This is a genomic window from Streptomyces sp. NPDC018964 (assembly GCF_044390325.1).
Taxonomy (GTDB): Bacteria; Actinomycetota; Actinomycetes; order Streptomycetales; family Streptomycetaceae; genus Streptomyces.
Map to the genome: position 1 here is coordinate 1 of NZ_JBIRYZ010000018.1, position 24,042 is coordinate 24,042.

21 protein-coding genes and 1 pseudogene are annotated in these 24,042 nt (G+C 72.4%); 15 read left to right on the forward strand and 7 right to left on the reverse strand.

From position 1 onward, the window contains the following. Positions 1–179 (reverse strand): DUF6328 family protein (locus ACH5AO_RS25935; RefSeq protein ID WP_398928831.1); only part of this gene is annotated, 179 nt, incomplete at its 3' end. 168 nt (positions 180–347) lie between these two features. Between ACH5AO_RS25935 and ACH5AO_RS25940 the strand changes: the two genes are divergently transcribed. The 6 genes and pseudogenes from ACH5AO_RS25940 to ACH5AO_RS25965 all read left to right on the forward strand — a co-directional run. Next, positions 348–593 carry a transposase gene (locus ACH5AO_RS25940; RefSeq protein ID WP_398928833.1) on the forward strand — a complete coding sequence of 82 codons (246 nt, stop codon included), beginning with the start codon at positions 348–350 and terminating at the stop codon, positions 591–593. 30 nt (positions 594–623) lie between these two features. After that, complete coding sequence (gene pcaC, locus ACH5AO_RS25945; RefSeq protein ID WP_398928577.1) at positions 624–1,922, forward strand: 4-carboxymuconolactone decarboxylase; 1,299 nt, start codon at positions 624–626, stop codon at positions 1,920–1,922. A 55-nt stretch (positions 1,923–1,977) separates the two neighbouring features. Next, the gene (locus tag ACH5AO_RS25950; RefSeq protein ID WP_398928579.1) at positions 1,978–2,613 is read left to right on the forward strand and encodes an MBL fold metallo-hydrolase; all 636 of its coding nucleotides are present in this window, start codon (positions 1,978–1,980) and stop codon (positions 2,611–2,613) included. A gap of 52 nt (positions 2,614–2,665) precedes the next feature. Continuing rightward, positions 2,666–3,445: an exodeoxyribonuclease III gene (locus ACH5AO_RS25955; protein WP_398928581.1), complete on the forward strand. Its 780-nt coding sequence runs from the start codon at positions 2,666–2,668 to the stop codon at positions 3,443–3,445. Positions 3,446–3,516: 71 nt separating this feature from the next. After that, positions 3,517–3,924: a DUF6278 family protein gene (locus ACH5AO_RS25960; RefSeq protein WP_398928584.1), complete on the forward strand. Its 408-nt coding sequence runs from the start codon at positions 3,517–3,519 to the stop codon at positions 3,922–3,924. Positions 3,925–4,125: 201 nt separating this feature from the next. Beyond that, positions 4,126–4,377: pseudogene (locus ACH5AO_RS25965) on the forward strand (amino acid ABC transporter ATP-binding protein); the annotation flags it as partial. A 267-nt stretch (positions 4,378–4,644) separates the two neighbouring features. Here ACH5AO_RS25965 and ACH5AO_RS25970 read toward each other — a convergent pair. Then, positions 4,645–5,400, reverse strand: coding sequence for a hypothetical protein (locus ACH5AO_RS25970; RefSeq protein WP_398928586.1), 756 nt, complete (start codon positions 5,398–5,400; stop codon positions 4,645–4,647). A gap of 151 nt (positions 5,401–5,551) precedes the next feature. On the opposite strand from ACH5AO_RS25970, the gene ggt reads away from it, so the two are divergent. Beyond that, entirely contained in the window at positions 5,552–7,363 is a 1,812-nt protein-coding gene (ggt, locus tag ACH5AO_RS25975; protein WP_398928588.1) for a gamma-glutamyltransferase, read from the forward strand. Positions 7,364–7,423: 60 nt separating this feature from the next. Here the strand turns inward: ggt and ACH5AO_RS25980 are convergent, their stop codons facing one another. Together ACH5AO_RS25980 and map are read right to left on the reverse strand one after the other, a co-directional pair. Beyond that, positions 7,424–9,952 carry an ATP-dependent Clp protease ATP-binding subunit gene (locus ACH5AO_RS25980; RefSeq protein WP_398928590.1) on the reverse strand — a complete coding sequence of 843 codons (2,529 nt, stop codon included), beginning with the start codon at positions 9,950–9,952 and terminating at the stop codon, positions 7,424–7,426. Between the two features lie 304 nt (positions 9,953–10,256). Further along, positions 10,257–11,027 (reverse strand): type I methionyl aminopeptidase, encoded by a 771-nt coding sequence (gene map / locus ACH5AO_RS25985; RefSeq protein WP_398928592.1) that lies wholly within the window; start codon positions 11,025–11,027, stop codon positions 10,257–10,259. Between the two features lie 33 nt (positions 11,028–11,060). On the opposite strand from map, the gene ACH5AO_RS25990 reads away from it, so the two are divergent. The 5 genes from ACH5AO_RS25990 (at position 11,061) to ACH5AO_RS26010 (ending at position 16,182) form a co-directional block, all read left to right on the forward strand. Beyond that, a complete protein-coding gene (locus tag ACH5AO_RS25990) occupies positions 11,061–11,330 on the forward strand; it encodes a helix-turn-helix domain-containing protein (protein ID WP_398928594.1) in 270 nt (89 codons plus the stop codon). A 236-nt stretch (positions 11,331–11,566) separates the two neighbouring features. Continuing rightward, complete coding sequence (locus ACH5AO_RS25995; RefSeq protein ID WP_398928596.1) at positions 11,567–12,409, forward strand: nitrilase-related carbon-nitrogen hydrolase; 843 nt, start codon at positions 11,567–11,569, stop codon at positions 12,407–12,409. Beyond that, positions 12,406–13,692: an aspartate aminotransferase family protein gene (locus tag ACH5AO_RS26000; RefSeq protein ID WP_398928599.1), complete on the forward strand. Its 1,287-nt coding sequence runs from the start codon at positions 12,406–12,408 to the stop codon at positions 13,690–13,692. Before ACH5AO_RS25995 ends, ACH5AO_RS26000 begins: the two co-directional genes overlap by 4 nt. A gap of 73 nt (positions 13,693–13,765) precedes the next feature. Then, positions 13,766–15,169: a dihydropyrimidinase gene (gene hydA, locus ACH5AO_RS26005; RefSeq protein ID WP_398928601.1), complete on the forward strand. Its 1,404-nt coding sequence runs from the start codon at positions 13,766–13,768 to the stop codon at positions 15,167–15,169. 11 nt (positions 15,170–15,180) lie between these two features. Next, complete coding sequence (locus ACH5AO_RS26010; protein ID WP_398928603.1) at positions 15,181–16,182, forward strand: TIGR03842 family LLM class F420-dependent oxidoreductase; 1,002 nt, start codon at positions 15,181–15,183, stop codon at positions 16,180–16,182. A gap of 91 nt (positions 16,183–16,273) precedes the next feature. Here ACH5AO_RS26010 and ACH5AO_RS26015 read toward each other — a convergent pair whose 3' ends face one another. The 3 genes from ACH5AO_RS26015 to ACH5AO_RS26025 all read right to left on the reverse strand — a co-directional run bounded on the left by ACH5AO_RS26015 (position 16,274) and on the right by ACH5AO_RS26025 (position 19,520). Next, positions 16,274–17,260, reverse strand: a complete 987-nt coding sequence (locus ACH5AO_RS26015) for a CAP domain-containing protein (RefSeq protein ID WP_398928605.1) — start codon at positions 17,258–17,260, stop codon at positions 16,274–16,276. A 346-nt stretch (positions 17,261–17,606) separates the two neighbouring features. Continuing rightward, on the reverse strand, positions 17,607–18,272 hold the full coding sequence (locus ACH5AO_RS26020) for a hypothetical protein (RefSeq protein ID WP_398928608.1): 666 nt from the start codon (positions 18,270–18,272) through the stop codon (positions 17,607–17,609). Positions 18,273–18,455: 183 nt separating this feature from the next. Then, complete coding sequence (locus tag ACH5AO_RS26025) at positions 18,456–19,520, reverse strand: biotin/lipoate A/B protein ligase family protein (protein ID WP_398928610.1); 1,065 nt, start codon at positions 19,518–19,520, stop codon at positions 18,456–18,458. 287 nt (positions 19,521–19,807) lie between these two features. Here ACH5AO_RS26025 and ACH5AO_RS26030 point away from each other — a divergent pair, with 287 nt between their 5' ends. From ACH5AO_RS26030 to ACH5AO_RS26040, 3 genes are all read left to right on the forward strand, one after another. Beyond that, complete coding sequence (locus tag ACH5AO_RS26030) at positions 19,808–21,121, forward strand: MFS transporter (RefSeq protein WP_398928612.1); 1,314 nt, start codon at positions 19,808–19,810, stop codon at positions 21,119–21,121. Between the two features lie 139 nt (positions 21,122–21,260). Then, on the forward strand, positions 21,261–23,090 hold the full coding sequence (locus ACH5AO_RS26035) for a gamma-glutamyltransferase family protein (RefSeq protein ID WP_398928614.1): 1,830 nt from the start codon (positions 21,261–21,263) through the stop codon (positions 23,088–23,090). 100 nt (positions 23,091–23,190) lie between these two features. Continuing rightward, positions 23,191–24,036, forward strand: coding sequence for an inositol monophosphatase family protein (locus ACH5AO_RS26040; RefSeq protein ID WP_398928616.1), 846 nt, complete (start codon positions 23,191–23,193; stop codon positions 24,034–24,036). The last annotated feature ends 6 nt before the right edge of the window (positions 24,037–24,042 follow it).

The following is a 24,042-nucleotide window of genomic DNA, read 5'->3' on the forward strand; positions in this document are numbered from 1 at the left end:
ATCTGCACGCCGGTCTGGGTGACCCGCGTCTCCTGCAGGACCTCGTTCCAGCGGCGGTTGACCCGCTCACGCGGGGACTCCGGCGCCTCGGCACCCGGCCCCGGGCCGTGGCCGTCGTGGTGTGCGCAGCGAGCGGTCTCCTCCGCCGCCTGCTCGGCCGACTGTTCCGTCATCGTCATGGCATTCTCCCCGTCGCAGGACCACCGTCTGCCCCGTCTCCGCCGCCTTCATGCAGGTCATGGGCGCGATGAGGCTGATCCGGCGACTGCGGCCGACGAGGACGCCCCGCACGACGACTCCGTGGCCGGGACGAGGCGTCCTTTGCCGCCCTTTGCGGAGTCAGCCCCATCGAGTACTCCTCCGGCCGGCGGCGCACGCGCCGGCTCAACCACGGCGGCGACCGCCAGGCCGACGCCGCCCTGCACCGCATCGTCTTCACCCGCCTACGCCACGATCCCCGCGCCCAGGCGTACTACGAACGCCGCACCCAGGAGGGCAGGACCCGGCGTGAGATCATCCGATGCCTCGAGCGATACGCAGTCCGCGCGGTATTCAACCCGGTCAGACCGGTACCAAGCGTCCCCGCGTCATAGGGGCGTCCGAGACGTGAGAGGGTCTGGGGCGTGAGCGAGACACCACCCACCACCCTGCAATACCGCTTTGACGGGCCGGAAGACGCTCCGGTTCTGATCCTGGGTCCCTCACTGGGTACCACATGGCACATGTGGGACCGGCAGGTCCCCGAGTTGACGAAGCAGTGGCGTGTGTTCCGGTTCGATCTGCCGGGACACGGAGGCGCCCCCGCCCACCCGGCGGGCTCGGTCGCCGATCTCACCACGCGGCTGCTCGCCACCCTCGAGAGCCTCGGCGTACAGCGCTTCGGCTACGCCGGCTGCGCGCTCGGCGGCGCCGTGGGGATCGAGTTGGCCCTGCGCCACCCCGAGCGCCTGGCGTCCCTCGCGCTGATCGCCGCATCGCCCCGCTTCGGCACGGCGGACGAGTTCCGCCGGCGCGGGGTGGTCGTACGGACCAACGGGCTCGACCCCATCGCCCGTTCCGCGCCGGAGCGCTGGTTCACCGGCGGCTTCGCCGCCGCCCAGCCCGCGATCACCGAGTGGGCCGTGCAGATGGTGCGCACCACCGACCCCGGCTGCTACATCGCCGCCTGCGAGGCGCTCGCCTCGTTCGACGTACGGGCCGGACTCGGCAGCGTCGGCGTGCCGACCCTGGTGCTGGTCGGCTCCGAGGACCAGGTCACCGGGCCCGCCGAGGCCCGTACGCTGGTCGCCGGGATCCCGGACGCCCGGCTCGCCGTCGTACCCGGCGCCTCCCACCTGGTGCCGGTGGAGCAGCCGGCCGCCGTCACCGATCTGCTGGTGCGGCACTTCTCCACCGCCTGGCAGCCCGGCTTCGACACCGCCACCGGCCACGTCGCCCTGCCGGCGGCGGCGGTGAAGCCGGCGCAGGCCGTCGTCCCGCAGCAGCAGGCCCCCGTCGCCGAGATCGCCCCGCCCGCCGCACCGCGGCGGCCGCGGGGCGGACCGGACGCCTACGACGCCGGGCTCAAGGTCCGCCGGGAAGTACTGGGCGACGCGCACGTCGACGGAGTGCTGGCCGGGGCCGACGACTTCTCGGGCGACTTCCAGGAGCTCGTCACCCGCTACGCCTGGGGCGAGGTCTGGGACCGGCCCGGACTCGACCGGCGCACCCGCAGCTGCGTCACCCTCACCGCCCTCGTCGCCGGCGGCCACCTGGAGGAGCTCGCCCTCCACGTCCGGGCCGCCCTGCGCAACGGGCTCACCCCGGACGAGATCAAGGAGGTGCTGCTCCAGACGGCCGTCTACTGCGGCGTCCCGGCGGCGAACAGCGCCTTCCGGGTGGCCCAGCAGGTGGTCCGCGAGGAGACCACGCCCCAGGAGTGAGCCCACCCCGGGGCGCTCCGCGCGGCCGTGAACGGGACGGGAGCAGAATGGGATCATGAAGCTCACGAAGAAGTCGCACTCCTGCGTCCGCCTGGAGAAGGACGGACGCGTCCTCGTCCTCGACCCCGGAGTGTTCAGCGAGGAGGACGCGGCCTTCGGCGCGGACGCCGTCCTGGTCACGCACGAGCACTTCGACCACTTCGACGAGGGCCGGCTGCGGACCGCGCTGGAGGCCGACCCGGCCCTCGAGGTCTGGACCCTGAGGTCGGTCGCGGAACAGCTCTCGGCGGCCTTCCCGGGCCGCGTACACACCGTCGGCCACGGCGACACCTTCACCGCCGCCGGATTCGACGTCCAGGTCCACGGCGAACTCCACGCGGTGATCCACCCCGACATCCCGCGCGTCACCAACGTCGGCTACCTCGTCGACGACGGGAAGCTCTTCCACCCGGGTGACGCGCTCACCGTCCCCGACCGGCCGGTCGAGACGCTGATGCTGCCGGTCATGGCCCCCTGGAACAAGATCTCCGAGGTCATCGACTACGTCCGCGAGGTGAGGCCGCGGCGCGCCTACGACATCCACGACGCCCTCCTCACCGACCTCGCCCGGCCGGTCTACGACCGTCAGATCGGCGCCCTCGGCGGCGCGGAACACCTGCGGCTCGCGCCGGGGGGCTCCGCCGAGCTGTGAGGCGGCGGGCGGCGGGCGAGCGGTGTCACAGGTGCCGGGTAGGTTGGGGAGCATGCGCATCGCGACCTGGAACGTGAACTCGATCACCGCCCGCCTGCCGAGGCTCCTGGCCTGGCTGGAGAGCAGCGGCACGGACGTGCTGTGCCTCCAGGAGGCCAAGGTCGCCGAGGAGAGGTTCCCGGTGGAGGAGCTGCGCGAGCTGGGCTACGAGTCCGCGGTGAACGCCACCGGCCGGTGGAACGGCGTGGCGGTGCTCTCCCGCGTCGGCCTGACGGACGTCGTCAAGGGCCTGCCGGGCGACCCCGGTTACGACGGCTCCGTCGAACCCCGCGCCGTCTCCGCGACCTGCGGCCCGGTCCGCGTCTGGTCGGTGTACGTGCCCAACGGGCGCGAGGTGGACCACCCCCACTACGCGTACAAGCTCCAGTGGTTCGAGGCGCTCAAGGCCGCCGTGGCCGGCGACGCGGCGGGCGGCCGGCCATTCGCGGTACTGGGCGACTACAACGTGGCACCGACCGACGACGACGTCTTCGACCGGGCCGTCTTCGAGGGCTCCACCCACGTCACCCCCGCCGAGCGCGCCGCCCTCGCCTCCCTGCGCGAAGCCGGCCTCTCCGACGTCGTCCCGCGCCCCCTCAAGTACGACCACCCGTTCACGTACTGGGACTACCGCCAGCTCGCCTTCCCCAAGAACCGCGGCATGCGCATCGACCTGGTGTACGGCAACGAGCCCTTCGCGAAGGCGGTCACGGACTCCTACGTCGACCGCGAGGAGCGCAAGGGCAAGGGCGCCTCGGACCACGCACCGGTCGTGGTGGACCTCGACGTGTAGCGGAACGTCGGCCGTCGTCCGGCCCCGCGCGCCTGTGGTGCGCGACACGGTACGGATGACAGGCTGGCGGGATGAACCTCCCTTTCCTGGGCAGCCGACGCCGGAAGACGGGGGTTCCCGATCCCGAGGGCATCGGGGAACTCCTCGCCGAGTGCGAACTGCTGCGCTCCCAGGCCGACCGGGCGGGGGTCCGGCTCGACGACTCCCCGGCCTCGCTGGAGGCGCTGGACCAACTGGTGCCGCGCTGGCGGGACGACGAGGAGACCGCGACCTGGCTGGGCAACGACGCCGGCCTGTACCTCGGCACCGTCATCGTGCGCACCGTGCCGGGGGCCGGCTGGGAGATCCGCGCCGACGGCCAGCCGGTCGTACGGCTCACCTCCGGCCGGGAGATCGACGTCGTGGACGCCGGACACGAATGGGCGGCCGACGGCGTGCCCGAGCTGTCCCAGCTGTACGCGGAGGTCGCGGAGGCGTGAGGCCCCGGTCCACCACTCGCTGCACACCGGTGTGAATGCGGCTAATGTCCGAGGAGTGCCCGTCGCACCATCCCGGTGACCTTGTCCGGACGTGTTGCGGCGGCCGCCACCCGGCTGAGACGAGGAAGGGCGGGTATGACCGTTGATCCGCTGATCGAGCTGCGTGACGTCGACAAGTACTTCGGGGACCTCCATGTCCCGTTCGACGAGCCGGCCTCCGCCCCGGACCCGGAGATGATCGACGAGGTCCCGGAGGTCATGCGGCAACCGGCCGGTGAGGGCATGACTGTGATCGTGGTCACGTACGAGAGGGAATTCGCCGGCTCGGCCGCCCGCCGCGTGGTCCTCATGGCCGACGGCCGGATCGTGGAGGACCGCCCGCCCGACGAGTTCTTCGGCGGTCCGAGGAGTGACCGGGCCGAGGACCTCCTCTCCACGATCCTCGAACACTGACGGATGAGGCCCCTGGATCCGTTCGCCCGGACCTCGACTAGGATGGTCCCTTCATCCCGGTGGAGGAGGGGACTCCGCGTCAGGAGCGGGGACACCGTCACCGGGAGGGGCCCACCGCCCCACGTCCACGGGGCGGCGGAGCACATCGGCCAGTCCCGTCCGGCGGCAGCCGGAGATCACTGCTCGCGCGGCGGGCGCGACCCCGACGGGTCGCCCGCCGGTGAGGAGAAGGTCAGCTGCGCGCCGGACGGGTGGTGCCGGACGAGGTCACTCCGCCCGGTGACTCGTACGCGGCGCGGCAGCCGGAAGCGCGCTCCGCGCGGCCCTGGTCACATCCGCGACCAGTTCGACCACGTCGGGTCCGTACGCCTGCGAGTTGATCACCTTCAGCAGCAGGACGAACGAGTTCGAGCCGTACTTGCGGGCCAGCCGCTCGTGGTTGCGGGCGAGGTAGCGGGTCGCGGCCTGGTTGGTGATCGCCCGCTGACCGCAGAACAGGAACACCGGCCGCGTCTCGCGCCGCTCACCGGCGGTCAGCCGCGCCAGCAGGACGTACTCGGTGACGCCCGGGTCCATGCGATAGCGCTCGGAACCGATCTGGAAGGCGCCCCGGTCCGGGCCCGGCTCCGGATCTATGTTGACCCGCACCCCCGGCAGCATGGCCGCCATGTGGGCCACCATCCGCCGGTTCGACCCCGGCCCGCCCACGCAGAACTCGGTCCGCTCGCCGAAGCCCTGGTGGGCCGCGTCCTGGGTGACCACCTGGACGTGCGCCCCGCAGTCCTTGATCAGCGCGGAGAGCTCTAGGAGCGCGAACACGTCGAAGCGGTGCACCGCCGGTTCCGCCGCCGCCGGATCGCGGTTGACGACGAGCAGGGACTCGGAGTTCTCCGGCAGGCCGAAGAACGCCTGCTTGCGCCGGAGCTTCCGCCTCCACAGATAGGTACGGGCGATCCAGCCCAGCGCGGCACTGATGCCGGCGGCCACCACGCCCAGAACGATGTTGCGCACGTCGTCACTCATGGGCGCGCATGCTAGCGGTCCCGCGCAAACCCGTGTTCGAGACGCGGGCCGCGGGGCCCGCCGGGCGACGGGACGGCGCACCCCTCCGGTATCCCTGACGGGAGCCCGGTGACGAACTAGGCTGCGCGGACAGCCGTTTACGGAGGTACGGATGCGTCGTCCTGTGGCACGGAATCTCGCAGTCCTGGCGGTCGGTGCCGCCGTGCTGTCGGTGGGGGCGGCCCCGCCGCCCCCTCAGCACGAGGCGCCCTCCCGGCACAGCCCCGACAAGGTCCCGGTGGCCGTCGGCCACGGCGGAGCGGTCTCCAGCGTCGACGCCGACGCCTCCGCCGCCGGTATCGAGATCCTGAGGAAGGGCGGCAACGCCGTCGACGCGGCCGTCGCCACGGCCGCCGCGCTCGGCGTCACCGAGCCCTACTCGGCCGGTGTCGGCGGAGGCGGCTACTTCGTCTACTACGACGCCCGCTCGCGCACCGTGCACACCATCGACGGCCGCGAGACGGCCCCGCTCACCGCCGACTCCGGGCTGTTCCTGGAGGACGGCGAGCCGATCCCGTTCGCCGAAGCGGTCAGCAGCGGACTCGCGGTCGGCACCCCCGGCACGCCCGCAACCTGGCAGCGGGCGCTCGACAAGTGGGGCGAGCGCGGCCTGAGCACGGTCCTGAAGCCCGCCGAACGCCTCGCCCGCGACGGCTTCACCGTCGACGAGACCTTCCGCGCGCAGACCGCCGCCAACGAGACCCGCTTCCGCCACTTCCCCGACACGGCCGAGCTGTTCCTGCCGGGCGGCGAACTCCCGGTCGTCGGCTCCACCTTCAAGAACCCTGATCTGGCCCGCACGTACAAGGAGTTGCGCCGCGAGGGCGTCGACGCCCTGTACCGGGGCGACATCGGCCGGGACATCGTACGGACCGTCGACAAGCCGCCCGTGGACCCGGACTCCGGCTGGAACGCCCGACCCGGCGAACTGTCCGAACGCGACCTCGCCGCCTACCGCGCGAAGTCCCAGCCGCCCACGAAGACCTCGTACCGCGGCCTGGACGTCTACTCCATCGCGCCCTCCTCCTCCGGCGGCACCACCGTCGGCGAGGCGCTCAACATCCTGGAGCGCACCGACCTCTCCGACGCGAGCGACGTCCGGTACCTGCACCGCTTCATCGAGGCCAGCCGCATCGCGTTCGCCGACCGGGGGCGCTGGGTCGGCGACCCCGTCTTCGAGGACGTACCGACCAGGGAACTGCTCTCCCAGCGGTTCGCCGACTCCCGCGCGTGCCTCATCAGGGACGACGCCGTCCTCACCAGCCCCCTCGCCCCCGGCGACCCCCGCGACCCTGAGCCCTGCGCGAGCGGCGGCGAGGCTGCCCCGACGACGTACGAGGGCGAGAACACCACGCACCTCACCACCGCCGACCGGTGGGGCAACGTCGTCGCCTACACCCTCACCATCGAGCAGACCGGCGGCAGCGGCATCACCGTGCCCGGCCGCGGATTCCTGCTCAACAACGAGCTGACCGACTTCTCCTTCGCCCCGGCGGACCCGGCCGTCCACGACCCGAACCTGCCGGGCCCCGGCAAGCGGCCCCGGTCGTCCATCGCGCCGACGATCGTGCTCGACCGGCACGACCGGCCGGTGGTGGCGCTCGGCTCGCCCGGCGGCTCCACCATCATCACCACCGTGCTGCAGACCCTCACCGGCTTCCTCGACCGCGGACTGCCCCTGGTCGACGCCATCGCCGCGCCGCGCGCCAGCCAGCGCAACACGGCGCTGACGGACCTCGAACCCGGCCTGTACGACAGTGAGGTCAGGCAGCGCCTGGAGGACATCGGGCACTCCTTCCGGGAGAACCCGGAGATCGGTGCTGCCACGGCCGTCCAGCGGCTGCCGGACGGCCGGTGGCTCGCGGCGGCGGAGAAGGTCCGCAGGGGCGGCGGATCGGCGATGGTGGTCCGTCCGGCGCGCTAGACACACGCGGGGGACACCGGCGCGCTAGACACTAGACATACGCGGGGGACACCAGCGCGCTCACAGCTCGGGCGCCGGTGTCTCCTGCGTACGGAACGCCAGGCGCCCGTCCTCCGTGTCCACCGTCACCCGGCCGCCCTCCCGCACCTGGCCGTCCAGCAGCAGCCGGGAGAGCTGGTTGTCGACCTCCCGCTGGATGGTGCGGCGCAGCGGCCGGGCGCCGTACTCGGGCTGGTAGCCGCGCTCGGCCAGCCAGTCCACGGCCGCGTCGGTGAAGTCGACCGAGATGTTCTGCCCCTTGAGCCCGCGCCGGGTGCTCTCGAGGAGCAGGTCGGTGATCCGCCGCAGCTCCTCCGCGGTCAGCTGGCGGAACACCACGATCTCGTCGATCCGGTTGAGGAACTCGGGCCGGAAGTGCTCCCGCAGCGGCCGCAGGATCTGCTCGCGCCGCGCCTCCTCGTCGGCGTCCGCGCCGCCGGACGCGAAACCCAGGGTCGCGCCGCGCCGCGTGATCACCTCGGAGCCGAGGTTGCTGGTCATCACGATCACGGTGTTGGTGAAGTCCACCGTCCGACCCTGCGAGTCGGTCAACCGGCCGTCGTCGAGGACCTGGAGCAGGATGTTGAAGACGTCCGGATGGGCCTTCTCCACCTCGTCGAGCAGCAGCAGCGAGTACGGGTGCCGACGCACCACCTCGGTGAGCTGACCGGCCTCCTCGTGCCCCACGTAGCCGGGCGGGGCGCCCACCAGCCGGCTCACCGTGTGCCGCTCCTGGTACTCGCTCATGTCGAGGCGCACCATCCGGTCCTCGCTGCCGAACAGCGCCTCGGCGAGCGCCCGCGCCAGCTCCGTCTTGCCGACGCCCGTCGGGCCGAGGAACAGGAAGCTGCCGATCGGCCGGTCGGGGCTGGCGAGCCCCGCGCGGGAGCGCAGTACCGCGTCCGAGACGACCCGCACCGCCTCCTCCTGGCCGACGACCCGCTGGTGCAGGTGCTGCTCCAGGCCCAGCAGCCGGTCCTTCTCCTCCTCGGTGAGGCGGCTGACCGGGATGCCCGTCTGCCGGGCCACCACCTCGGCGATCGCCTCGGCGTCCACCCACAGGCTCTGTCCCTCGTCGACCTCGCCGTCGCCGCCGGCGTCCGTGATCCGCTGCCTCAGTTCCCCGATGCGGTCCCGCAGCTGCGTGGCCCGCTCGTACTGCTCGTCGGCGACCGCCTGGTCCTTGTCGCAGGTCAGCTGTTCGACCTCGCGCTCCATGGCCCGTACGTCCGTGCCCTTGGTCCGGGCCCGCAGCCGCACCCGCGCACCGGCCTGGTCGATCAGGTCGATGGCCTTGTCGGGGAGCCGACGGTCGCTCAGGTAGCGGTCGGACAGCTCCACGGCCGCCAGCAGCGCCTCGTCGGTGTAGCGGACCTGGTGGTGGGCCTCGTACCGGTCCCGCAGACCGCGCAGGATCTCGACCGCGTCGGCGGGCGTCGGCTCGGGCACCATGATCGGCTGGAAGCGGCGGGCCAGCGCCGCGTCCTTCTCGATCCGGCGGTACTCCTCCAGGGTGGTCGCGCCCACGATGTGCAGTTCGCCGCGGGCGAGGGCCGGCTTGAGGATGTTTCCGGCATCCATCGAGCCGCCCTCGCCTCCGCCCCCGGCGCCGACGACGGTGTGCAGCTCGTCGATGAAGATGATCAGCCGGTCGGAGTGGGACCGGATCTCCTCGACGATGTTGTTCATCCGCTCCTCGAAGTCACCCCGGTAGCGGGTCCCGGCGACGACCGCCGTCAGGTCCAGGGCGACCACGCGCCGTCCGAGGAGCACGTCGGGCACGTCCCCCTCGGCGATCCGCTGGGCCAGCCCCTCCACGACGGCGGTCTTGCCGACGCCCGCGTCGCCGATCAGCACCGGGTTGTTCTTGCCGCGCCGGGAGAGCACCTCGACGGTCTGCTCGATCTCGTCGTCGCGTCCGATCACCGGGTCGACACGGCCCTCGCGGGCGAACTCGGTGAGGTCACGGCCGTACTTGTCGAGGGTCGGGGTGCCCGTCGCGGGGCGGGGCCGTTCGGCGCGGGCGGGCGGGGCCTCCGGTGCCTCCGGGGGGCCGGAGGGGGAGAACCGGGCCGCGTTGAGGATGTGGCCGGCGGCCGAGTCGGGGTTGGCGGCGAGGGCGGTGAGCACGTGCTCCGGGCCGATGTAGCCGGCGCCGGACGCCCTGGCCATCTCGTGCGCGTCCAGCAGGGCGCGTTTGACGGCGGGGGTGAGGGACAGGGAGGTCGGGGGCGGGGCTTCGCCGGGGCCGTGCTGGACGGGGCCCGACCTGTCGTCGATCTGGGACGCCAGGGAGTCGGGGTCCGCGCCGGACCGGCTGAGCAGGCTCCGGGTGGGCTCGGCGGAGAGGGCGGCGCGCAGCAGGTGCTGGGTGTCCAGGTCACGGCTGCCGTGTTCGGCGGCGTACTGGGCGGCGCCGCGGACCAGTTCGCGGGCGGGCTGGCTGAGGAGCCGGCCGATGTCGATCTGGCGGGGGCGTTGTCCGCCGAAGAAGCGGGCGAGGAATTCCGCGAAGGGGTCGCCCTCCGGGCCGACGAAACCACTCGTCATCGTCATCCGTTCCTTCGCTGGGTCGACGTGCCGGGGCCGGGTAACCCGGTCGGGGCTCGCTCATGCCCACGATGACACGATCTGTTTGGGTGGGCATGTCCAGCTTCTTCGCGCGGTGCGGGCGCGGGCGGGGCGGGGGTGGGGGTGGGCTGCGCGGCCCGGTGTTTGCGGGGTGCCCCGGCGCTGGGGTTCGGCGGGGGTGGGTCGCGCTGCCCGGCGCTTGCGGGGTGCCGTCGCGCCCACCCGTGCCGCCCCAGCGGCACGACTGCCCGCGGAGGGCGGGGGCTGTCGCGGCTGCCTGGGGTCAGTGGCGGGCTGTCAGGATGCGGGGGCCTGCTTTCGTGATCGCTACCGTGTGTTCCACATGGGCCGCGCGGGTGCCGTCGTTGGTGCGGAGGGTCCAGCCGTCCGGGGCGGTGTGGTAGGTGTCCGTGCCGCCCGCGATCAGCATGGGTTCGATCGCGAACACCATGCCGTGGCGCAGGGGCATGCCCCTGCCCGGCCGGCCCTCGTTCGGCACGCCCGGGTCCTCGTGCATGCGGCGGCCGATGCCGTGGCCGCCGAAGTCCTCCATGATGCCGTACCCCCCGGCGCGGCACACCGTGCCGATCGCGTGCGCGATGTCGCCGATGCGGTTGCCGACGACGGCCGCCTCGATGCCCGCCGCGAGCGCCCGCTCGGCGGTCTCGATCAGCGTCACGTCGGCCGGGCGCGGAGTGCCCACGATGAAGCTGACCGCCGAGTCCCCGGCCCAGCCGCCCAGCTGGGCGCCGCAGTCGATCGAGACGAGGTCCCCGTCGCGCAGCCGGTAGCCGTCCGGGACGCCGTGCACGATCGCGTCGTTGACGGACGCGCAGATCACGGCCGGGAACGGGGTCGGCGCGAAGGAAGGCCGGTAGCCGAGGAAGGGCGAGGTCGCACCCGCCGCGCGCAGCACGTCCCGTGCCACCTCGTCCAGCTCCAGCAGGGAAACGCCCACGTCGGCGGCGTTCCGTACGGCCGTCAGCGCGTTCGCGACGACCTGGCCCGCCTCGTACATGGCATCGATCGATGTGTCGGTCTTCAGTTCCACCATGCCAATTACTATACCGGTATTAGAATGGGTGCCATGGTGCGCACCCCCTTGACCCCGGAAGAGCGTGAACGCGGCGAGCGGCTCGGCAGGCTGCTGCGCGAAGCGCGCGGCGGCCGCAGCATGGCCGAGATCGCGGCGGACGCCGGTATCTCCGCGGAGACCCTCCGCAAGATCGAGACGGGGCGTGCCCCGACCCCGGCCTTCTTCACGGTGGCCGCGCTGGCCGGCGCGCTGGGCCTGTCGATGGACGAGCTCGTGGGGCGCTGCGCCCCCGCCGAGCCGAGCACGTCGATCGCTGCCTGAGCCCGTCCCCGGCCCCGGTCCGGCACACGGCCCGCGTCCCGCCCGCCGCCCGCCGCCCGGCCGGGCGGCGGGCGGCGGTGCGGCGGGCGGCTCACCCACAGGGGTGTGAAACGGCGTCGACTCCACGGCCGCGGCGACGATGGTCTTGGCAAGACCGCCCGAGAGGCTTACGTTCGTCCCCCTACGACCGTTTCTACAGGCGTAGAGGCTCTGACGTCGTGTCGAAGGAGCAGCTCATGGCCAACGTCGTACGTGCCGCTCTGGTCCAGGCCACCTGGACCGGTGACACCGAGTCCATGCTGGTGAAGCACGAGGAGCACGCCCGTGAGGCGGCCCGGCGGGGCGCGCGGGTCATCGGGTTCCAGGAGGTGTTCAACGCCCCCTACTTCTGCCAGGTCCAGGACCCCGGGCACTACCGCTGGGCCGAGCCCGTGCCCGACGGGCCGACCGTCCGCCGGATGCGGGAGCTGGCCCGCGAGACCGGCATGGTGATCGTCGTGCCGGTGTTCGAGATCGAGCAGTCGGGCTACTACTACAACACCGCCGCCGTGATCGACGCCGACGGCACCGTCCTCGGCAAGTACCGCAAGCACCACATCCCGCAGGTCGAGGGCTTCTGGGAGAAGTTCTACTTCCGGCCCGGCAACCTCGGCTGGCCCGTCTTCGACACCGCCGTCGGCAAGATCGGCGTCTACATCTGCTACGACCGCCACTTCCCCGAGGGCTGGCGGCAACTCGGCATCAACGGCGCCCAGTTGGTGTACAACCCGTCCGCCACGCACCGCGGCCTCTCGGCCCACCTGTGGCGGCTGGAGCAGCCGGCGGCGGCCGTCGCCAACGAGTACTTCATCGCCGCGATCAACCGCGTGGGCCAGGAGGAGTACGGAGACAACGACTTCTACGGCACCTCGTACTTCGTCGACCCGCGCGGACAGTTCGTCGGCGACGTCGCCAGCGACAGCAAGGAGGAACTCGTGGTCCGCGACCTGGACTTCGGCCTCATCGAGGAGGTGCGGCGGCAGTGGGCCTTCTACCGCGACCGCCGCCCCGACGCCTACGAGGGGCTGGTGCGGCCGTGACCGACGACCTGCTGGGCCGCCACCGCTCCGTGCTGCCCGACTGGCTGGCCCTCTACTACGAGCACCCCATCGAGATCACCCACGGCGAGGGACGCCACGTCTGGGACTCCGACGGCAACCGCTACCTCGACTTCTTCGGCGGCATCCTCACCACCATGACCGCTCACGCCCTGCCCGAGGTCACCAAGGCGGTGAGCGAGCAGGCCGGGCGGATCGTCCACTCCTCCACCCTCTACCTCAACCGACCGATGGTGGAACTCGCCGAGCGCATCGCGAAGTTGAGCGCCATCCCGGACGCACGGGTCTTCTTCACCACCTCCGGCACCGAGGCCAACGACACCGCCCTGCTGCTCGCCACCGCCTACCGGAACAGCAACACGATCCTGGCGATGCGCAACAGCTACCACGGCCGCTCCTTCAGCTCGGTCGGCATCACCGGCAACCGCGGCTGGTCCCCGACCTCCCTCTCCCCGCTCCAGACGCTCTACGTCCACGGCGGCGTGCGCACCCGGGGCCCGTTCGCCGCGCTCGACGACTACGACTTCGTCGCGGCCTGCGTCGACGACCTGAAGGACCTCCTCGGCCACACCCGCCCGCCCGCCGCGCTGATCGCCGAGCCGATCCAGGGCGTCGGCGGCTTCACCTCGCCGCCCGACGGCCTGTACGCGGCCTTCCGTGAGGTGCTGCACGAGCGGGGCATCCTGTGGATCGCCGACGAGGTGCAGACCGGCTGGGGCCGCACCGGCGAGCACTTCTGGGGCTGGCAGGCCCACGGCCGCGGCGGCCCGCCCGACATGCTGACCTTCGCCAAGGGCATCGGCAACGGCATGTCCATCGGCGGGGTCGTCGCCCGCGCCGAGATCATGAACTGCCTGGACGCCAACAGCATCTCGACCTTCGGCGGCACCCAGATCACCATGGCGGCCGGCCTCGCCAACCTCACCTACCTGCTGGAGCACGACCTCCAGGGCAACGCCCGCCGGGTCGGCGGCCTGCTCATCGAGCGGCTGCGGGCCGCCGCCGCCCACGTCCCCGCCGTACGGGAGGTCCGCGGGCGCGGACTGATGATCGGCATCGAGCTGGCGAAACCCGGCACCGACGAGGCCGATCCGGCGGCCGCGTCCGCCGTCCTGGAGGCGGCCCGCGCGGGCGGCCTGCTCATCGGCAAGGGCGGTGGCCACGACACCAGCGCCCTGCGCATCGCCCCGCCGCTGTCCCTCAACGTCGCGGAGGCCGAGGAGGGCGCCGAGATCCTCGAACGCGCCCTGCGGAGCACGCTGTAGCACCGGCTCGCAGAGCTCGTAGCGCTCGCAGCAGAGCTCGTATCGCTCGTATAGCTCGTAGAGAGGGAGCAGCATGAGCAGCCGCACCGTCATCCGCGGTGGCCTCGTCATCACCGCCTCCGACGAGATCCACGCCGACGTCCTGATCGAGGACGGCCGCATCGCCGCCCTGGCCGCCTCCGCCACCCCGGCCGCCGACGCCTTCACCGCCGACCGCACCATCGACGCCACCGGCAAGTACGTCATCCCGGGCGGGGTCGACGCCCACACCCACATGGAGCTGCCGTTCGGCGGCACCTTCGCCTCCGACACCTTCGAGACCGGCACCCGGGCCGCCGCCTGGGGCGGTACGACCACCATCGTCGACTTCGCCGTACAGAGCGTCGGCCAGTCCCTGCGCCAGGGCCTGGACGCCTGGCACGCCAAGGCCGAGGGCACCTGCGCCATCGACTACGGCTTCCACATGATCGTCTCGGACGTCAACGACGAGACACTGAAGGAAATGGACCTTCTGATAGAAGAAGGAATTACGTCATTTAAACAATTTATGGCGTATCCAGGTGTTTTCTACTCCGATGACGGTCAGATCCTGCGCGCCATGCAGCGCTCCGCCGAGAACGGCGGGCTGATCATGATGCACGCCGAGAACGGCATCGCCATCGACGTGCTCGTCGAACAGGCCCTCGCCCGTGGCGAGACCGACCCCCGCTTCCACGGCGAGGTCCGCAAGGCCCTCCTGGAGGCCGAGGCCACCCACCGCGCCATCCGGCTCGCCCAGGTCGCCGGTGCCCCGCTGTACGTCGTCCACGTCTCCGCGACGGAGGCGGTCGCCGAGCTGGCCCGCGCCCGCGACGAGGGGCTGAACGTCTTCGGCGAGACCTGTCCGCAGTACCTGTTCCTGTCCACCGACAACCTCGCCGAGCCGGACTTCGAGGGCGCCAAGTACGTGTGCAGCACCCCGCTCAGGCCCAAGGAGCACCAGGCCGCGCTGTGGCGGGGTCTGCGCACCGACGACCTCCAGGTGGTCTCCACCGACCACTGCCCCTTCTGCTTCACCGGCCAGAAGGAGCTCGGCCGCGGCGACTTCTCCAAGATCCCCAACGGCCTCCCGGGCGTGGAGAACCGCATGGACCTGCTCCACCAGGCCGTCCTCGACGGGCACATCTCCCGCCGCCGCTGGATCGAGATCGCCTGCGCCACCCCGGCCCGGATGTTCGGCCTGTACCCGAAGAAGGGCACCCTCGCGCCCGGCGCCGACGCCGACGTCGTCATCTACGACCCGGCCGCCGAGCAGGTCATGTCCGCCGGCACCCACCACATGAACGTCGACTACTCGGCCTACGAGGGCAGGCGGGTCACCGGCCGCGTCGAGACCGTCCTCTCGCGCGGCGTCCCCGTCATCACCGACCGGGAGTACACCGGACGCGCCGGACACGGCGTCTACACCCCGCGCTCCACCTGTCAGTACCTCACTTAGGAGAGCCGCGCATGGACTTCGGACTCGTCCTGCAGACCGACCCGCCGGCCGCACGGGTCGTCAGCCTGATGCAGCGCGCCGAGCGGTGCGGCTTCACCCACGGCTGGACCTTCGACTCCGCCGTGCTGTGGCAGGAACCCTTCGTGATCTACAGCCAGATCCTGGCCGCCACCACGAAACTGAAGGTCGGCCCGATGGTCACCAACCCGGGCACCCGCACCTGGGAGGTCACCGCCTCCACCTTCGCCACCCTCAACGACATGTTCGGCAACCGCACCGTCTGCGGCATCGGCCGCGGCGACTCCGCGATGCGCGTCGCCGGACGCAAGCCCAACACGCTGGCCCGCCTCGGCGAGGCGATCGACGCGATCCGCGACCTCGCCGAGGGACGCGAGGCCGAGGTCGACGGGCAGCCGCTGCGGATCCCGTGGGTACGGGACGGGAAGCTGCCCGTCTGGATGGCCGCGTACGGGCCGAAGGCGCTCGCCCTCGCCGGGCGCAAGGCCGACGGCTTCATCCTCCAGCTCGCCGACCCGTACCTGACCGAGTGGATGGTGAAGGCCGTGCGCGCCGCCGCCGTGGAGGCGGGGCGCGACCCCGCCTCCGTCACCGTCTGCGTCGCCGCCCCCGCGTACGTCGGCGACGACCTGGCGCACGCCCGGGAGCAGTGCCGCTGGTTCGGCGGCATGGTCGGCAACCACGTCGCCGACCTCGTCGCCCGCTACGGCGAGCACTCCGGTCTGGTCCCCGAGGCGCTGACGTCGTACATCAAGGGGCGGCACGGCTACGACTACAGCCACCACGGGCGGGCCGGCAACCCGTCCACGGACTTCGTCCCCGACGAGATCGTCGACCGGTTCTGTCTGCTCGGCCCGCCCGAGGCGCACATCGAGAAGCTGTGGGCGCTGCGGGAGCTGGGCGTGGACCAGTTCGCCGTGTACGACATGCACGACGCGCAGGAGACGACGATCGACGCGTACGGCGCGGAGATCATCCCGGCACTCCACCCGTGACCCTCGCCGAGGGGGCACGCCCATGACCGCGACCCTCCCGCCCGCGCCGTCCGAGCCACCCGTACCCGGCCCGGCGTGAGCGTACCGAGGGCTACCGGGCCGTGCCGAAGTCCTGGGTCCAGTAGGAGCCGGGCTGGGCGAGACCGACGCCGATCTCCTTGAACGCGCAGTTGAGGATGTTCTCCTTGTGACCGGGGCTGTTCATCCAGCCGGTCATCACCTGCTCGGGGGTGGAGTAGCCGTAGGCGACGTTCTCGCCGTAGGTGCTCCAGCCGTAGCCGGCGCGGGTGATGCGGTCGCCGGGGGAGGAGCCGTCCGATCCGGTGTGCGACATGGTGCCGCTCGCCGCCATGTCCTCGCTGTGGTCCTGCGCGGCCTTGGCCAGGGTGGCGTTCGCCTTCACGGGGGAGCAGCCGGCCTTGGCGCGCTCGGCGTTGACGAGTTCCACGACCTTGGCGACGGCTCCGGAGGCACTGGCACCGCCCGGTGCGACCGGGCTCGGCGCGGTGGCGGTGGGCTTGGGAGCGGGCGTGGTGGGTTTCGGGGCCGTGGCCGTGGGCTTGGGGGCCGCGCTGGTGGGCTTGGGGGCCGCGGTGGTGGGCTTGGGAGCCGCGGTGGTGGGCTTGGGAGCCGCGGTGGTGGGCTTCGGGGCCGCAGTCGTGGGCTTCGGAGCCGCAGTGGTGGGTTTCGGGGCCGTGGCCGTGGGCTTCGGAGCCGCGGTCGTGGGCCTGGAGGCGGCTGCCGCGGGGGCCTTCGTCTTCGGCTTGTGCGACGGCTTCGCGCTGCTGTGCTTCGGCGCGCCGGACTCCGAGGCGCTCGCGGTGGCGGTCGGCGTGCCCGACGGCGTGCCCGATGGCGTGCCCGTGGGCTCACCGGGCTGCCGGCTGCTCCACTGGCTGTACCAGTCGGGGCCGCCCCACCCGGCCTCGGCGCCGGCCGCCGCGCCCTGGCCCTGCCGGCCGTCGTCGCCGGACCAGTCCGTACAGGCCATGGCGACCGAGGGTATGCCTATGACCCCCATGGCGACCGCCGCGACGACCGTCCGCCGGTACTGCTTCTGATGACGATGCTTTCCCATGAGTGACCTCACCCCTGCTGTCCGGAGGCTGGTCATTCTTGGGACGCCCCGGCACCGGGCGCAAAGGGCCTTCGTACTACCGGGCCTCGTAGGTCCGCGAGGGGCTTGCGGCGGGCGGGGGAGCGTGCCGACCTGCCCCCGGCGGGCCCCGCGGGGCGCCTGCCGCCCCGTCAGAAAGCCGTATGGGGCGAAGGAGCGGGGGACACCGGCTTTACCTCCGGTCACCCCTTGCCCCGCCCCCGTCCGCATTCACGGCAAGACGGACAAGTCCCCCATGTCGCCTGAATGATCGCTACTAAGCGCACCGCGCAGATCGCCGACGGCTGTGACAGATGTCACGGAACCATCAATTCCGGTTCTTCTCCAGTGCCGCCACCGCCTCCTTGGCGGCCTTGATGGCGCCCTTGTTGATCTCGTCCGTGCCCGGTGCCTTCTTCGACTCGAAGTCGCTGCCGTTGTACGTCACGATCACCAGCGCGTTGGAGGCGCGGGCCACCACCACGCCCTCACGCGTCTGCTGCTTGTCCTCGGTGGTGAGGTCCACGACGGAGTACCCCGCGTCCCCGAGCCCGGGGACCGCACCCCCGCCGCTCTTGTCCTCCAGCCGCCCCTGGTACGACCGCTCCGCCGCCTCGTCCGACTCCAGCACCTCGAAGGAGACGTCGAGCCAGCGGTACTCGTACCCCTTGAGCGCGTTCCAGGAACAGGTGCGGCGCAGGTCCGAGTCCGTGGACGGGATCTCCTTGCCGGCCGTCTTGGCGCCCGGCACAAGGGACTTGACGGTCTTCTCGGCAACGCTGTCGCACGGCGCCGGCGCGGCGGCGTACGTCTTCACCGCCCGCGTCTGCGAAGGGGCGGTGGCGGACTGGGTCTTCGTCTTCCCGGCCGGCCGGTCCGCGGCCTCCTGCGGCGCGTCCGTCGGGGCGGAGGACAGTGCCCAGCCGGCCGCGGCGAGGACGATGACCGGGGACAGGCGCGCGGTCAGGGTGACCGGCAGGGAAAAGGAACGCACGGCGCACTCTTCGTGGGGGACGGTGCGGAGGGGGGTCCGCACAGCGGACGGGACGCCAGTGTCACACGCGTTCCCATGGTGCGGGAAGGGCCAACTCGCTCCGTAGGGGGACGGTGACGGGTACGTACCACCGGAGGCGGCGACTTGCCTCAATTCCCCCCGTCAAGAGGCGATTTGCTCTCCTCAGGGCACGCGGGCGGTCCAGTCCGGCGCGGTGAACTTCGTCCGCGCCAGATCCTCCGCGAGGGCCAGCTCCCGGTCCGTCACCTTGCCGTCCGCCGCCCCGTACCGGGCGCGGAACGAGTCCATCATCCGCTCGATGACGGCCTCGCGCGGCAGACCGGTCTGCCGGCGCAGCGGGTCCACCCGCTTCTTCGCGCTCTTGGTGCCCTTGTCGGACATCTTCTCCCGGCCGATGCGCAGCACGTCGAGCATCTTGTCGGCGTCGATGTCGTACGCCATCGTCACGTGGTGGAGCACCGCGCCGGGACCACCGTCCGGGCCCACGATCCGCTTCTGCGCGGCACCCGCGATCTTGCCCTGGTCGGTGGCGATGTCGTTCAACGGCTGGTACCAGGCCCGGATCCCCATCTCACCGAGCGCGCCCAGCACCCAGTCGTCGAGGTAGGCGTAGCTGTCCTGGAACGACAGCCCCTGAACCAGCGCCTCCGGCACCGACAGCGAGTACGTGATGGTGTTGCCGGGTTCCACGAACATCGCGCCGCCGCCGGAGATCCGGCGCACCACCTCGACGCCGTGCCGCCGGGCGCCCTCGGGGTCGACCTCGTTGCGCAGCGACTGGAAACTGCCGATGATCACCGCCGGGGCGCCCCACTCCCACACCCGCAGCGTCGGAGGACGCCGGCCCGCGGCGACCTCGGCGGTCAGGACCTCGTCCAGCGCCATGTGCAGGGCGGGGGACTGCGGGCCCTCGTGGACCACCTGCCAGTCGTAGTCGGTCCAGTCGGTGGCGTGCGCGAGCGCGCGGCGCACCGCGATGCCGACGCCCTCCGAGGTGAGCCCGTACATCACGGTCCCCTCGGGGAGGGCCGCGTCGATCCGGGCGGCCAGACCGGCGGCGTCGGTGTCGGCGGGAGCACCGTCCAGGGCGCGGTTGACGGCGTCCAGCGCCTCGTCGGGTTCCAGGAAGAAGTCCCCCGCCACCCGCGCGCGGCGCAGCACGCCGTCCTCCACGTCCACATCCACGACGACGAGCTTGCCGCCGGGAACCTTGTACTCACCGTGCACGGCTCCGCCTTTCACTGCTGACACCCGCCCCAACACCGGCGAGGGCCGCCCTGTTCCCGCCCGCGGCCGTCCATCGCCCGGCGAGTGCTTTCCGGTGGACGGCCGGCACGCCCCCGGCCGGTCCCGGGCGCGCGGGAACGCCGTCGTACCGAGGGCCCGTACTCCCGCCGCCTCCTGGTCGCCGCGAGGGCGGTCGAAAACCGGTTTGATCGGCGCGCTTCCGCCTCCTAACCTGTGCAAGTAAGCATTGCCTAACTTGCACAGCATGCGCCGGGAGCCGCGGAAACATGATCAAGAAGCTCGGCGCGGTACTGCCCGACCTCACCCCCTGGCGCTCCTCCCGCGACTTCCGCCTGCTCTGGGTGCAGGGCCTGGTCACCTACCTCGGCAGCGTGATGGCGCTGATCGCGCTGCCGCTCCAGATCAAGGAACTGACCGGCTCACCCCTCGCGGTGGGCGCGATGGGCGCCGTCGAACTGGTGCCGCTCGTGGTCTTCGGCCTCTACGGCGGCGCACTCGCGGACGCGGTCGACCGGCGCAAGGTCATCGTGCTCACCGAGGCGGGACTGGGACTGCTGGCCGTCGTCCTGCTGCTGAACGCGCTGCTGCCGCACCCCATGCTGTGGCCGCTGTACGTGGTCGCGGCCGGTGTGGCGGCACTCGCGGGACTCCAACGCCCCGCCCTGGACTCGCTGCTGGCCCGGATCGTCCCCCACGACCAGCTCGCCGCCGCGGCCGCGCTCAACGCCCTGCGCTGGCAGGCGGGCGCCATCGGCGGACCCGCGCTGGCCGGCCTCGTGGTCGCGTACGCCGGCAACGTCCCCGCGTACGCCACCACCGTGGTCTGCTTCTGCGCGTCGGTCCTGATGTGCCGCCGGCTCTCACCCGTACCGCCCGTCGAGCACGCCGCCAAGCCGTCGCTGCGCGGCATCGTCGAAGGGGCCCGGTACGCCTGGTCGCGGCCGGTGCTGCTGGGCACCTACGCGGTGGACCTCGCGGCGATGATCTTCGCCTTCCCCAACACCATCTTCCCCTTCCTCGCCGACGAGCTCGACGCCGACTGGGCGCTGGGCCTGATGTACTCGGCGGGCGCCGTCGGATCGCTGCTGCTCAGCCTGACCAGCGGCTGGGTCTCCCGGACGCAGCGGCACGGTCTGTTCGTGGTGTTCGGCGCCACCGGCTGGGGCCTGGCCATGGCGGCGGCCGGCTGGACGTCGAACGTCTGGCTGGTGCTGGTCTTCCTCGGCCTGGCGGGAGCCGGGGACATGCTGAGCGGTCTCGGCCGCTCCACCATCTGGAACCAGACCATCCCCGACCGGCTGCGCGGCCGGCTCGCCGGCATCGAGGTCCTCTCCTACAGCGTCGGCCCGCAGCTCGGCCAGGTCCGCGCCGGGGTGATGGCCGGCTGGACCGGCGCCCGCCCGGCGATCTGGACGGGCGGACTCGCGTGCGTCGCGGCGGTGAGCCTGCTCGCCGCCGCGCTGCCGAAGCTCATCAGCTACGACGCCCGCACCGACGAGGACGCCCGCCGCCGCGCCGCCGAGGGCACCGCGACCGCACCGGACCGTGAGGACATCGGCGCCGACCGGTCCCCGACGTGAGCGGACGCGAACGAGGAGCCGGCCGGGCCGGTCAGGGAGCCGAGCGGTTCGGATCCCTTCTCCGTGAGGCCCGGATTCTCCCCACGGGACGCTTGATGTCGGATGGGTCGACCGACGCACGCCGACACCGAGGTGAGAGATGCGGTTCACGACTCGACCCACCCTCCAAGGCACCTTCGGCATGGTGTCCTCCACCCACTGGCTGGCCTCGCAGTCGGCGATGGCCGTGCTGGAGGACGGCGGCAACGCCTACGACGCCGCCGTGGCCGGAGCCTTCGTGCTGCACGTCGTCGAACCGCACCTCAACGGCCCGGCCGGTGAGGTGCCGATCCTGCTCGCCCCGGCCGGCGGCGAGGTGCGGGTGCTGTGCGGGCAGGGCGTCGCCCCGGCCGGGGCGACCGTCGCCCACTACCGGGGGCTCGGCCTGGACCTCGTCCCCGGCACCGGACCGCTCGCCGCGGCCGTGCCCGGCGCCTTCGACGCCTGGATGCTCCTGCTGCGCGACCACGGCACCAAGAGCCTCGCCGACGTCCTGAAGTACGCCATCGGGTACGCCGAGGACGGGCACCCGCCCGTGGAGCGCGTCGGCCAGACCGTCGAGACCGTGCGCGAGCTGTTCGAGACGGAGTGGACCTCCTCGGCCGAGGTGTACCTGCCCGGCGGCCGGTCCCCGCGCGCCGGTGAGCTGCTGCGCAACCCCGCCCTCGCCACCACCTGGAAGCGCCTGCTGTCCGAGACCGCCGGAGCCGGGGACCGGGAGGCGCGGATCGACGCCGCGCGGGAGGTGTGGCGGACCGGGTTCATCGCCGAGGCCCTGGTCCGGCAGGCCGGACGCCCCACCGTGGACACCAGCGGGAAGCGCCACACCGGCACCCTGACCGCCGCCGACCTCGCCGGCTGGTCCGCGACCTACGAGACCCCGGTGACGTACGACTGGAACGGCTGGACCGTGTGCAAGGCCGGACCCTGGAGCCAGGGACCCGTCCTGCTCCAGCAACTCGCCCTGCTCCCGCCGGAACTGCCCCGCTACGGCTCCGCCGAGTACGTGCACCTGCTGATCGAGGGCTGCAAGCTCGCCATGGCCGACCGCGAGGCCTGGTACGGGGACGCGGCCGAGGTGCCGCTCGACGACCTGCTGTCGGACGGGTACAACGCCGAGCGGCGGACCAGGATCGGCCCCCGCGCCTCCCACGACCTGCGGCCCGGCAGCCCCGGCGGACGTACCCCCCGGCTGAGCGCCCACGCGCGCGGGGCGGCCACCGAGGAGCCCGGCTTCAGCCCGATGGGCGTCGGCGAGCCCACCGTCGCCAAGAGCCCGACGTCCCCCGTGCCCGGCGAACCCGACGTCTTCGCCGACGGCGGCACCCGCGGCGACACCTGCCACATCGACGTCGTCGACCGCTGGGGCAACATGGTCGCGGCCACCCCCAGCGGCGGCTGGCTCCAGTCCAACCCCGTCGTCCCCGAACTCGGCTTCCCGCTCGGCACCCGGCTGCAGATGACCTGGCTGGAGGAGGGACTGCCGGGCACCCTCACCCCCGGCCGCCGCCCCCGCACCACCCTCACCCCGTCCATGGCCCTGCGCGACGGGGTGCCCGTCATGGCGTTCGGCACGCCCGGCGGGGACCAGCAGGACCAGTGGCAGCTGCACTTCTTCCTCGCGGTCGCCCTGCGCGAGCGGGTGCGCGGCGGACTCGACCTCCAGGGCGCCATCGACGCCCCCAACTGGCACAACGACAGCTTCCCCGGCTCCTTCTACCCACGCGGCATGCGCCCCGGCAGCGTCACCGTCGAGTCCCGCACGGACCCGGCGGTGGTGGAGGCGCTCCGCCGCCGCGGCCACGAGGTGATCGTCGGCGACGCCTGGTCGGAGGGCCGGCTCTGCGCGGTCGCCCGGGACCCGGACACCGGCGTCCTCTCCGCCGCCGCGAACCCGCGCGGCATGCAGGGCTACGCGGTGGGCCGCTGAGCCCACGACACCGCGGGCCGGCACCCCGTTTTCATCCCGATTCCACCTGGAGTACACCGGACGGGCGGGGATTGTCAGTGGCGCGTGCTCTCATGGAGCCATGACCGAGACCCACGAAACCATCGACGAGTTTCTCGCCCGGCACACCATCGACGTGGAGGAACTGGTCCGCAAGGCCGCGGCCCAGGAGATCATGCCGCGCTGGCGGCGGCTCGCCGACCACGAGGTGGACCTCAAGACCGGCCCGCACGACCTGGTGACGGACGCCGACCGCAACGCCGAGCTGTATCTCACGGACGCCCTCGCCGCCCTGCTGCCCGGCTCGGTCGTGGTCGGCGAGGAGGCGGTGCACGCCGACCCGGCGTCGTACCAGGCGATACAGGGCGACACACCTGTGTGGATCGTCGACCCCGTCGACGGCACCCGCCAGTTCGTGCACGGCGACACCGGCTTCTGCACCCTGGTCGCCCTCGCGCGGGGCGGCGTGGTGCACGCCTCCTGGACCTACGCCCCCGCCCGCGACCAGTTCGCCACGGCGGTACGGGGACAGGGCGCGCACCTCGACGGCGAGCGGCTGCGCGCGGGCTCCCCGGAACCCGGCCGCGACCTGCGCGTGGCCACCTCCCACCCGGACTACACCACGGACGAACAGAAGCGCGCCCTGCTCGGCCTGTGGACGGACGGCGTGGCCCCCCGCGCCTGCGGTTCGGCCGGCCTGGAGTACCTGGCCATCGCCCGCGGCGAGTCCGACGCGACGGCGTTCAACTGGGAGGCCGCGTGGGACCACGCGGCCGGTCTGCTCCTCGTGGAGGAGGCGGGCGGCACCCACCTCACGCGCGCGGGCGAGCCCTTCCGCATCAGGGGCGGCAACACCCTGCCCTTCACCGCGGCCCGCGACGAGGCCACGGCCCGCCGGGTGGTGGAACTGCTGGCGGACGGAGCCTGATGCCGT